This window comes from Actinoplanes sp. NPDC051470, from assembly GCF_040682035.1.
Taxonomy (GTDB): domain Bacteria; phylum Actinomycetota; class Actinomycetes; order Mycobacteriales; family Micromonosporaceae; genus Actinoplanes.
On the sequence record NZ_JBFBAA010000036.1, the window covers coordinates 95332 to 105831 of the forward strand.

The 10500-nt window shown below is 69.8% G+C and carries 13 protein-coding genes and 1 pseudogene; 8 read left to right on the forward strand and 6 right to left on the reverse strand.

Going from position 1 to position 10500, the window contains the following annotated elements:
- Nucleotides 1–207: 207 nt before the first annotated feature.
- The 6 genes from AB0M54_RS40510 to AB0M54_RS40535 are packed head-to-tail and all read right to left on the reverse strand — an operon-like array spanning nt 208 to nt 4956.
- Complete coding sequence (locus AB0M54_RS40510; RefSeq protein ID WP_364477419.1) at nt 208–477, reverse strand: SDR family NAD(P)-dependent oxidoreductase; 270 nt, start codon at nt 475–477, stop codon at nt 208–210.
- A gap of 19 nt (nt 478–496) precedes the next feature.
- Nucleotides 497–1327, reverse strand: coding sequence for a DeoR/GlpR family DNA-binding transcription regulator (locus AB0M54_RS40515; protein WP_364318086.1), 831 nt, complete (start codon nt 1325–1327; stop codon nt 497–499).
- A gap of 32 nt (nt 1328–1359) precedes the next feature.
- Nucleotides 1360–2154: an alpha/beta hydrolase gene (locus AB0M54_RS40520; protein WP_364477422.1), complete on the reverse strand. Its 795-nt coding sequence runs from the start codon at nt 2152–2154 to the stop codon at nt 1360–1362.
- Nucleotides 2151–2981: a sugar phosphate isomerase/epimerase gene (locus tag AB0M54_RS40525; protein ID WP_364477425.1), complete on the reverse strand. Its 831-nt coding sequence runs from the start codon at nt 2979–2981 to the stop codon at nt 2151–2153. The genes AB0M54_RS40520 and AB0M54_RS40525 overlap by 4 nt, the downstream gene beginning before the upstream one ends.
- A complete protein-coding gene (locus AB0M54_RS40530) occupies nt 2978–4018 on the reverse strand; it encodes a Gfo/Idh/MocA family oxidoreductase (protein WP_364318092.1) in 1041 nt (346 codons plus the stop codon). The genes AB0M54_RS40525 and AB0M54_RS40530 overlap by 4 nt, the downstream gene beginning before the upstream one ends.
- 14 nt (nt 4019–4032) lie before the next feature.
- A complete protein-coding gene (locus AB0M54_RS40535; RefSeq protein WP_364477428.1) occupies nt 4033–4956 on the reverse strand; it encodes an ROK family protein in 924 nt (307 codons plus the stop codon).
- Nucleotides 4957–5110: 154 nt separating this feature from the next.
- On the opposite strand from AB0M54_RS40535, the gene AB0M54_RS40540 reads away from it, so the two are divergent.
- The 8 genes and pseudogenes from AB0M54_RS40540 to AB0M54_RS40575 form a co-directional block, all read left to right on the forward strand.
- On the forward strand, nt 5111–5764 hold the full coding sequence (locus AB0M54_RS40540; RefSeq protein ID WP_364318095.1) for a ribulose-phosphate 3-epimerase: 654 nt from the start codon (nt 5111–5113) through the stop codon (nt 5762–5764).
- A complete protein-coding gene (locus AB0M54_RS40545) occupies nt 5761–6786 on the forward strand; it encodes a zinc-dependent alcohol dehydrogenase family protein (protein WP_364318097.1) in 1026 nt (341 codons plus the stop codon). Before AB0M54_RS40540 ends, AB0M54_RS40545 begins: the two co-directional genes overlap by 4 nt.
- Before the next feature lie 137 nt (nt 6787–6923).
- On the forward strand, nt 6924–7349 hold the full coding sequence (locus tag AB0M54_RS40550) for a transaldolase family protein (RefSeq protein WP_364318099.1): 426 nt from the start codon (nt 6924–6926) through the stop codon (nt 7347–7349).
- Nucleotides 7346–8371, forward strand: a complete 1026-nt coding sequence (locus AB0M54_RS40555; RefSeq protein ID WP_364318101.1) for a zinc-dependent alcohol dehydrogenase family protein — start codon at nt 7346–7348, stop codon at nt 8369–8371. Before AB0M54_RS40550 ends, AB0M54_RS40555 begins: the two co-directional genes overlap by 4 nt.
- Nucleotides 8372–8535: 164 nt before the next feature.
- Nucleotides 8536–8859 carry a metalloregulator ArsR/SmtB family transcription factor gene (locus AB0M54_RS40560; RefSeq protein ID WP_364477431.1) on the forward strand — a complete coding sequence of 108 codons (324 nt, stop codon included), beginning with the start codon at nt 8536–8538 and terminating at the stop codon, nt 8857–8859.
- Nucleotides 8856–9335 (forward strand): SRPBCC family protein, encoded by a 480-nt coding sequence (locus AB0M54_RS40565; RefSeq protein ID WP_364318104.1) that lies wholly within the window; start codon nt 8856–8858, stop codon nt 9333–9335. The genes AB0M54_RS40560 and AB0M54_RS40565 overlap by 4 nt, the downstream gene beginning before the upstream one ends.
- Before the next feature lies 1 nt (nt 9336).
- On the forward strand, nt 9337–9789 hold the full coding sequence (locus tag AB0M54_RS40570; protein WP_364318106.1) for an SRPBCC family protein: 453 nt from the start codon (nt 9337–9339) through the stop codon (nt 9787–9789).
- A gap of 195 nt (nt 9790–9984) precedes the next feature.
- Nucleotides 9985–10500: pseudogene (locus AB0M54_RS40575) on the forward strand (hypothetical protein); the annotation flags it as partial.

A 10500-nucleotide genomic window follows, 5' to 3' on the forward strand; every position in this document is an offset into this window, starting at 1 on the left:
CGAACCGCAGTGGACAAACAATAAGAACCGCATCATCGCAGCTCAGGGCCCAGACGTTCCGGTTACGGCGGTTCGTCGCCGTTGGTGACCTGTCGCAGGCCCTGTTGCGGGCCGTTAGCGGCAACGCGTCGTATCAGCAAGATGACGCGTGTCCGGTGACCGGAGTCGACCAGTGGAGCGGTAGCGGCGATGCCGCGTTGGCGATCATCACATCGAGGCCGCCGAAGTGTCTGACGTGTGTCTGTACTGCGGCGTCGACCGCGTCGGGTCGGCGACATTGAGTGACAACGCGATGGCTCCTGTCCCTTGCCGGGTGAGCCCGGCGCTGAGTTCCTCAAGCTCGGCGGCCGCGGACGCAAGGTCCGAGACGGAGACCATGAGACCGTCCGCTTCGAGCCGGCGAGCGATGGCCCGCCCGATGCCGCGAGCGGCGCCGGTCACCATCGCGGAGCGTCGCGGAGGTTGGCTGGTGGACATCAGGTACCTCCCGGTCGTGTCAGCGAGCCCGGGGTTGATCAGTCGGGATAACGTCGGCGGCAGCGACGATTAGCTCCACGCCTGCAGCGGTGCAAAGTGCGGCGAGGTGGTCGTTCGATTCGTCGGTGACGATGGTGGCGACCGCGTCGAGTTCACAGACGGTGGCGAAGTCGGTTGCTCCGACCTTCGTGCTGTCCATGACGACGACGACTCGGCGAGCCCTGTCCATGGCGGCGCGTTTGACCTGCGCCTCGCTCAGGTCGGCCACGGTGAACCCCTGGTCGGTGACGCCGGTGACCCCGAGGAAGGCGAGGTTGACGGTGAAGCTGTTGAGGTCCTGCTGGGTGAGTGGTCCGACGAAGCAACCGCCGGTGGGACGGTAGTTGCCGCCCAGCACGGTGTGCCGGATGCCGGCCTTGTCGGCGAGGGTCTGGGCCACGGCCAGCGCGTTGGTGAGCACGTTGACGTTGGCCGGGGAGCCGGCGGCGGCCGCCGGGACGAGTTGTTCGGCGATGGCGAGGGTCGTGCTGCCGCTGTCGAGGAAGATGGCGTCGCCGGTCTTGACCAATGCCAGGCAGGCGTGGGCGATGCGGGACTTCGCGTCGATGTTGCGGCCCATCCGGGCGGGCATGTCGGGTTCGATCGCCGTACGCAGGGCGATGGCGCCGCCGTGGGTTCGGCGCAGCTGTTGCTGCCGGGCGAGGTCGGCGATGTCCTTGCGGATCGTCGGCTCGGTGACGCCGAGCAGGTCGGCCAGTTCGGTGTTGCGGACCCGGCCGCGTTCGTGCAGCAGTTGAAGGATGTGGGCATGACGCTCGACGGCGAAGGCGGGCGCGTCGGACTGTGACATACCCCGAGTCTCGCGTACCCGCATCTCGCGGCTCACGCGCGCCTCTCCCCCGTGTCGGCCGCCCGCAGCAGGCGGTGGACGGCCGCGGCGGCAGCGGCGTTGTGCTCGGCGGGCTGGTCGTAGCGGGCCGGACCGATGGTCAGGTCGGCCCCGAAATCGGCCGCCACCGACTCGGCGACGTCGAGGGGATGGACGGGGTCTCGGCCGGCGCCGAGCACGTGCGTGATGACGGGCGTTCGTGGTGGCGTGGGCGCGTCACCGGGGAGGGCCACCAGCCGCTGCCAGCGCCGGGTCGCGCCGGGGTCGGCGAACTGGCCCAGCAGTGCGCGCGCGGCGGCTTCTGACGTGTCCGCGACCGCGGCGTACTCGATCGACCCGGCGAAGAGCCGCCGGGCCTGTGCCGCCGGGTGGTCGCGCAGGAGCCGCCCGATCGCGGTCAGCGGCGCCAGGTTGGGTGGTTCCGGCGTCCACCTCCAGGCGGGTCTGATGAGCAGCATCGCCTTGATGGTGAGGCGGGCTCGAGCGGCCAGTTCGGCGGCGATCCCGGCCCCCATCGAGATACCCACGACGGTGACCCCGTTCGCCATCTCCTGGTCGGTCACCAAGCGTTCGACGTCGGCCGCGAACTGACCGAAGCTCAGCAGGCCGGGCTGCTCGTCGAGGTCGGTGGCGCCATGGGCTCGCAGGTCCGGGGCGAGGATCCGGCAGTGGCGCCGCGCCCGTTCGTCGACGATGCCGAGTGGTTGCCGCCTGGTGCCTCCGAGCCCGTGCAGCAGGAGCAGCGGTTCGGTGCCCTGGCCGGTAACGGAGAAGCTGAGTCCGGTCATGCGGGTGCGTGGTCGGCCAGGAACCGGCTGACGCGTACGGCGTCGTCGGCGACGAGGTCCTGCGCGATGACCGGCACCGTGTGCGGAAGCCCGGCGTGGAGTCGCATCACCAGGTCGTAGTCCATGCCACCGGCCCCGGGTGCGGCGTACCCCTGGCTGACGACGTCCTTGGCGTGCACGGCCATCACGTGCTCGCCGAGCAGGCCGAACGCGTACTCGAGGATCAGCCGTTGCCGGGAGAGGGTGGCCGGCTCGAGGAGGTTCGCCGGGTCCAGAACGACGGCGAGGTGCCGGGCGTCGTCGCCCAGTTCGGTGAGCAGCCGGTGTGCGGCGTCGGCGTCGCGGATCACGTTGCCGGGTTCTGGTTCGATGCCGAGCCGGACCCCCGCGTCGCGGGCCGCAGGTAGCAGCCGGTCCAGGGTGGCGCGCAGGTCATTCCAGGCGGTGGCGGTGTTGTTGCCGGGGTGGGCCCGCCACATGTTGTCCGCGTCGCGAGTGCCGGTGCAGAGCGTGACGACCTCGGCGCCGATGGCGGGTGCCCTGGCGATGACCTGACGGCAGGCTTCGGTGTTGGTCTCGCGTACCGCGCGGTCCGGGTGAATCGCGTTGAAGGTTCCTGACAGACCCCAGATCCGTACGCCCGCGTCGGTGAATTCGCGGCCGATGCCGGCCGCGTCCTCAACGGTGAGGGTGGTGTCCAGGGTGGTACGCCCGAGCGCCGACAGGTTGAGCTGAGTGGCGGTGAAGCCGGCGGCTCGGATGGCTCGCGCGACCTCGGCCGCCGGGCCGGGCGGGAAGACCCGCGCGAACACTCCGAGCTCGGTCACGGCTTCACCCACGAACCGTCGTTGGCCACCGACTCGGCGACGGCGTCGATAAGCCTGACCGCGGCCACCCCGTCCTGGGCGTCCGGGCTGGCCGGAGTGCCCGAGGCGATCGCGGCCGCGAACGCCTCGATCTGACGTTCGTAGGCGTTGGAGTCGGGGAAGACCGCTCGTTCGCTCGTGCCGTTCGCCTCGTCGTAGACCTCGACGTCACTCGCACGCAGGACGAACGGGAAGTGGGTACGCAGTCTGACGTGGCCCTTCTCGCCGTAGATGTCGGCGCCCTCGGACCACTCCGCGTGGACGTTCGCGGTGATCTCGAAGTGCGCGAGACCGCCTTCAGCCAGTCCCGCCAGACCGTGCCAGGTGTAGTCCTTGCCGGAGTGGGCCAGCTGGGCCGACACCCGGGCCGGGTCGCCGAGCAGGTACCGCACCCCGTCGAGGACGTGGGCGCCGTGGGTGGTGAGCAGGTAACTGGACCGGTCGGCCTTGAAGGCCGCCTCCTGCTGCCGGACCGTCTCGTCGACGACCAGGGCGGGGAACAGGGTCGCCTCGGTCGCCGGCCGCAGTGCCGACATCACCCGGTACCAGACGGTGGCCGACAGCACCTTCCCGATGCGGTCACGCACGGCTTCCGCGGCGTGCTGCACGCCCGGGTCGTACCGCTTCATCGCGCCGACCTGGAGTGTCAGGCCGCTCTCCCGCGCGACGGCGGCCAGTTCCTCGGCGTCCTCGACGGTGCCGGCAAGCGGCTTCTCCACCAGCACGTGCTTCCCGGCGCGCAGGGCTTTCACGCCGAGCGGCAGGTGCAGCCGGTCCGGCACCGCGACGATCACCGCCTCGACGTTGTCGTCGTCGAGCAACTCGTCGACAGACTGATATCCGGGTACGCCGTACCGGCTGCTCAGCGGCCCGGCGAGCAGCGGCGACGGGTCGCAGAGAGCGACGAGTTCGGCCCCTTCGGCGCGCGCCAGTGCGGGCAGGTGAGCAGCTTGGGCGATACGCCCGGCGCCGACGACGCCGATGCGGAGGTTGGACATGGGTGCTCCTTGCGTCAAAGGCCCGGCTGAGGCTGAACGGCGAGTTCGGCGGCCCCGAGGACGCCGGCGCGGTTGCCGGCGCGGGCCAGGGAGATATGCGGGCGGGGATGGACCGGTCCCATCGGTTCGATCCGGGCGACGGCTTTGCGTACGGCGTCGAGCAGGACATCGCCGATGGCGCTCGCGCCGCCCCCGAGCACCACGGTGTGCGGGTCGATGACGCAGGCGAGCTGCCCGCACGCCAGCGCGATGGCCCGGGCGGCGTCGTCAATGACGGTCAGCACGGCCGTGTCGCCGGCGTTCGCCCGCGCGGCGACGTCCGGCCCGGTCCAGGCGGACGTGTCGAGACCGGCGGCGCGGCCCCGCTCGACGGCCCCGGCGAGGATCGCCTTGCCGCTGGCATAGACGGCCAGGCATCCGCGGCGCCCGCAGACGCAGGCCGGTCCGGTCGAGTCGACCTGCAGGTGCCCGAGTTCGCCGGCCAGCCCGGAGGCCCCGGTGATCAGCCGGCCGTCACAGATCACCCCGCCACCCACGTCGGTGCCGAGCGTCAGCATGACGAAGGCACCCTCGGACGGCGCACCCGCGAGGACGTACTCGCCCCAAGCTGCGGCGTTGGCATCGTTGTGCAGGACCGTGTGCAGACCGGTGCTGCGGGCTAGATCCTGCCGCAGTTGCCGGCGCTCCCAGCCGAGGCTGACCGCGGACACCACGTCGCCTCGGTCGGGGCTGAGCCAGGCGGCCATCGCGATCCCCACCGCCGGCCGGTTCGCGCTGCCATCGGTCAGCTCGGCGATGCGCGCGGTGATGTGTGCGATCAGCCGGTCGTAGTGCTTGGTGGGCAACGGCGTGAGCTCGAAGTCGCGGAGCTGCCCGCTGTGGCCCACCGAACCGATGGCCAGCTTCGTGCCTCCGATGTCCACCCCGATCGCCCGCATTGCCACCTCCAGTCGACTCCATCCGAGCCTAAACGAAACGATCCGAGTCTGTATACTCCCACGGATACTTTCGATTTGACTCTTTACAGCTCAGTATCGGTACGGCACAGTGCCGTACAGACGCATTGCTCGACTCGGTCATGGGGGAGGTCCTGTGCAGGCCTACGTCTCGCTGTGGTCGGCGGATCTACTCGACGTCGGCCGCGACATCGACCGGGTCGCCGACATCGCCGACGGTTTCCACATCGACGTCTTCGACGGCCACAACGTGGCCGAGCTGCTCTTCGGGCCGGACTTCGTGGCCGCCGTCCGGAAGCGGACCGCGCTGCCGCTCGACGTGCACCTGAACGTCAGCGATCCCGGCCTCTGGGCCAGGCGGTTCATCGACGTCGGCGCCGACATGGTGACCGTGCAGGCATCGGCCTGCCCCGACATCGCCGCCACCCTGGGCCTGATCCGCCAGGCCGGCGCCCGGCCGTCCCTGGGCGTCGAGGTGCACGAGGAGGTCGCCGACGCTCTGCGATGGACCGGACACATCGACCGCTTCCTGCTCATGGGCACGGCCATCGGCGTCAAGGGCGCGGGTCAGGTCCCGGACGCACCGGACCGGGTACGACGGCTCAAGACCGGCATCAGCACACTCGGGTCGGGTCAGCCGGTCTTCGTCGACGGCGGTATCCGCGCCGAGACGGTCGGCCCGATCGCAGACGCCGGCGCCGACGGCGTCATCCCGGGATCTCTGGTCTACGGGGCACCGGACCCGGCCGCCGCGATCCGGGCCTTGCACGTCCTCGGAGGGCCGAAATGAAGGCCGTGGTCTACGACGCCGCCCGCAGCTTCACCGTCAAAGAGATCGCGAAGCCCTCCGCGGGTCCGGGCGAGGTACGGATCCGGGTCGACCAGGTCGGCCTCTGCGGAACCGATCTACACCTCCACGAAGGCGGCTTCGACGCGGTCTTCCCCCTCACCCCCGGACACGAGGTCGTCGGCGTAGTCGACCAGTTGGGCGAGGGCGTCACCCGGTTCAGCGTCGGCGAACAGGTGACTGTCAACCCCAACCTGCACTGCGGTTACTGCGACTACTGCCGCGCCGGCCGGCTGATCTCCTGTACGAACGCCAAGGGCTTCGGCGCCAACGTCACCGGTTTCTTCTCCGAGTTCGCGACCGCCCCGCAAAGCCTCGTGTTCTCCGTGGAAGGCCTGCCCCGGGACGTCGCCGTGTTCACCGAACCGGCCGCCTGCGCCATGCACGGCCTCGAGACCGCCGCCGTACGCCCGGGCTCCAGCGCCCTGGTCTTCGGCGCAGGACCCACCGGACTGCTGCTGGCCCAACTGCTCGCCACCGGCGGCGCCTCGTCCGTGACCGTCGCGGCGCCGACCCGATTCAAACTCGACACCGCCGCCGCCCTCGGCGTCGACCACACCGTGCAGATCAACCGTGGCGATGCCGGCGACACGATCTCCAAGGTACAGGCCGCCTCGCCACAGGGGGACGGATACGACCTCGTCGTCGAAGCAACCGGATCCACCGCGATCGGGGAGCTCTGTGTCCCGGTCACGCGCAACGGCGGCACGGTCCTCGTTTACGGCGTCACCCGCGCCGACGAGACCGTCCGCTTCCACCCGTTCGACGTCTTCCGCCGCGAGATCACCATCAAAGGGTCCTTCGCCGAGATGACCTCGTTCGGCGCCGCCATCGCGGCGCTGCGCTCCGGCCGTGCCAGGACCGACGGCATCATCACCCACCGATACTCCCTCGACGACTACGCCGAAGGTCTTGAGGCGCTGGCGTCCGACCCCGCCGTCCACAAGGTCGTCATCGCTCCCTGAGCGGACGCGCCACAACCCCGACGGCCGGCCCTCCATCGCTGACCGTCGAGCAGCCGGCCCCCTTGCGAATCAACCGAACAAGATGCCGCGCCCGGACGAGAACTCCGCTCCCGCGGCCCCGGCCAGAGAGGAACCTCGTGCGCCTGTACCTGGACACCGCGGACCGCACGGCCGCCGAGAACCTCCTCGCGACCGCGCTCTTCACCGGCGTCGCCACCAACCCGACGATTCCTCAACGCGCGGAGCTCGGCGGCTCCGCCATTCCCGACATCTACCGCTGGGCCACCCGAGCCGGATCCAAAGAGGTCTTCTCCCAGGCGTGGGGTGAAGACCCGGCCACACTTGTCAGACGTGGGCGCGAACTGCGTAGCCGCGGCACCGAGGTCGTCGTCAAGCTCGCAGCGTCCCGGGCCGGCACCCAGGCATGCGCCGAACTCGCCGCCGAAGCGGTCCGGAGTCTCGAGCGGGCCGCACGCTCGGCCGGCACCACGGATCAGGACAACGCGGCCGTCGTCGCCACCCGCAGCCGGGCCACTCTCGTCATCACGGTCACACCCTCATGAGGGCGGTCCGATACGACGGTCCGCGCAGCTTCACCGTCACGGACGTACCGACGCCGCCAGTCGGCCCGGGCGATGTCAGGATCGCGGTTCAGACCGTCGGTGTCTGCGGCACGGACCTCCACCTGCACCACGGCCACTTCAACGCCGTCTTCCCGTTCATTCCCGGCCACGAGATGGTCGGCCAGGTCGAGGAGATCGGTAGCAACGTCGCCGGCGTACATCCCGGCGAACTCGTCACCGTCAACCCGAACATCTACTGCGGCAGCTGCGACTACTGCCTGGCCGGCCGACTCGGCCTGTGCGGCAACTCCCGCGGGATGGGCAGCAGCCTGCCCGGGTTCTTCGCCGAGTCCGTCACCGTCGATCAGCGACAGGTCTTTTCCGTCGAGGGCCTGGACCCGGACGTCGCCGTGTTCACCGAACCCACCGCCTGCGCGATGCACGGCGTCGAAACCCTCGGCGTACGCCCCGGCTCACACGCCCTGGTCATCGGCGCCGGCCCGACCGGCATCCTGCTGTCCCAACTGATCGGGTCAGGCGGCGCGGCATCCGTCACCGTCGCCGACATCGCGCCCGCCAAACTGCAGACGGCCTCCCGCCTCGGAGCCGATCTCACGATCGCCCTGACCCGGGACACCGCAAAGAGCGCCGAGACCCTGCTCGAGGCAGCACCGTCCGGAGACGGCTATGACATCGTCGTCGAGGCAACCGGCCTCACCGCCATCGGCGACATCTGCGTCCCGCTCACCCGCAACGGCGGGACCGTCCTGATCTACGGCGTCACCCGCGCCGACGAAACACTGTCCGCCAGCCCCTACGACATCCTCCGACGCGGGATCACCATCAAAGGCTCCTACGCCGAAATGACCACGTTCGGCGCGGCCGTCGCAGCACTGCGCACCGGCCGGGCACGAACGAACGAAATCATCACCCACCGGTTCCCACTCGACTACTACGGCCAGGTCCTCGCCGCACTCACCAACGACCCGACGGCCCACAAAGTCGTGATCGACGTCCGATGACATAGCAAGCTCGTGGAGAAAGCCGAGCGTGGAAGAACGCCTGTCACCGGACAGCCGGTTCTTGTGATCAAGGCTCACCTCCTCGGCCCGTGGCAGCCGTACAGAGCCGTGGGACACCGCGAGGTGGGTTGACGGACCGGTACGTTAGTCGTAACTTACCGTTCGTGGCTACTTACCAAGCGGGTGACGGGTGGGACGCGCTGGGCGATCCGACCCGGCGTGCCATCGTCGCGTGCCTCGCCGAGCGGCCCCAGGCGGTCGGCGAGCTGGCGGACGCGTTGCCGATCAGCCGTCCCGCGGTGTCGCAGCACTTGAAGGTGTTGAAGGAGGCCGGGCTGGTGACCGACCGGGCGGCGGGCACCCGCCGGGTCTACCGGCTCAACCCGGCCGGGGTGGCCGCGCTGCGCGACCAGCTCGACACCTACTGGGCCCGCGCGCTGGACGGTTTTCAGGACGTGACAGAACGTCCGGACGAGGAGAGGTCATGACCGAGACCGAGTTGGTGGTGCGCCGACAGGTCGTCGTCGACGCCCCGATCGAACGGGCCTTCGACGTGTTCACGCAGCGGTTCGGTGACTTCAAACCGCGTGAGCACAACATCATGGGTACGCCGATCGTCGAGACGGTGTTCGAGCCGAAGGTCGGCGGGCACATCTACGACCGCGGCGAGGACGGCACCGAGTGCCGGTGGGCGCGGATCCTCGCCTTCGACCCACCGGACCGGGTCGTGTTCTCCTGGGACATCGGGCCGACCTGGCAGGTGGAGCAGGATCCGGACAACACCAGCGAGGTCGAGGTCCGGTTCATCGCTGAGACACCGGAGCGGACCCGGGTCGAGCTCGAACACCGCAACCTCGACCGGCACGGCCCCGGCTGGGAATCGGTCCGCGACGGCATCGGCCAAGACCAGGGCTGGCCGTTGTACCTGGCCCGCTACACCGCCCTGTTCACCGAGACGAGCTGACATGCCGGCCGCCAGCACCGCCACCGTTACCAGCGTCGACATCAATCGGCCGGCCGCGGACGTCTTCGCCCACGCCACCGACCCGACCCGCTTCCACCAATGGCAGCAAGGCGTCGTCGACGGCCGCATGGAACACACCGGGCCACCACAGGTCGGCGCCCGCTGTCTGACCACCCGGCGCATCGGCGGTGCCGACCGGGCAAGCACCTCGACCGTCACCCACGTTGAACCACCACACACCTGGGGAGTCGAAGGAATCGACGGCCCGATCCGGGCCACCGTGGACGTCACCGTGGAACCGCTGACCGCGGGCCGGTCCCGGCTGACCATCTCGGTCGACTTCACCGGCCACGGCATCGGCAAACTCCTGGTACCACTGGTCGTACGCCGGCAGGCCCGCGCCGAGATGCCCGCCAACCTCGCCACCCTCAAACGGCAGATGGAAACCCGGTAGCTATCGAAAAAGGCTCAGACGTCCACGGGTCAGGGACCGGCGGCGCCGCGCGGCGCATACATGATCACGGCGACGCCGAGCAGGCAGAAGCCGGCCGGCGGCGTGCCCTCCCTGTGCCGTTCGGAAACCCGGCCGCGGGGTCTGACGTGCGGTTTGTCCGGCACCCTGGCCCGCTCCCATGGTCATGCTGACGCCATGATCCTGTCGTTCGGGTATCTCATCCTGCGCCAGCTGCTGCAACTGGCGATCCTGGTGCTGCGTGGCAATCGCGCTAACGAGGTGGAGATCCTGGCGCTGCGACATCAGGTCGCCGTACTGCGCCGCCAAGTCCATCGACCCGATCTGGAGCCCGCCGATCGGGCGGTGCTCTCTGCGTTGTCTCGGCTGCTGCCGCGCCCTCGCTGGGCGGCGTTCTTCGTCACCCCGGCCACGCTGTTGCGGTGGCATCGCCGCCTGGTCACCCGCAAGTGGACCTACCCGAACCGGCCGGGCCGGCCGGCGGTACGGGCTGAGATCCGGGCCCTGGTGCTGCGTCTGGCCGCGGAGAACTCGACTTGGGGGTGCCGTCGTATCCAGGGTGAGCTGGTCGGGTTGGGATACCGGGTCGCGTCCAGCACGGTGTGGGCGATCCTGACCAAAGCCGGCGTTGATCCGGCGCCCCGCAGCGGCGGGCCGACCTGGACGCAGTTCCTGACCGCCCAGGCCAGAGGG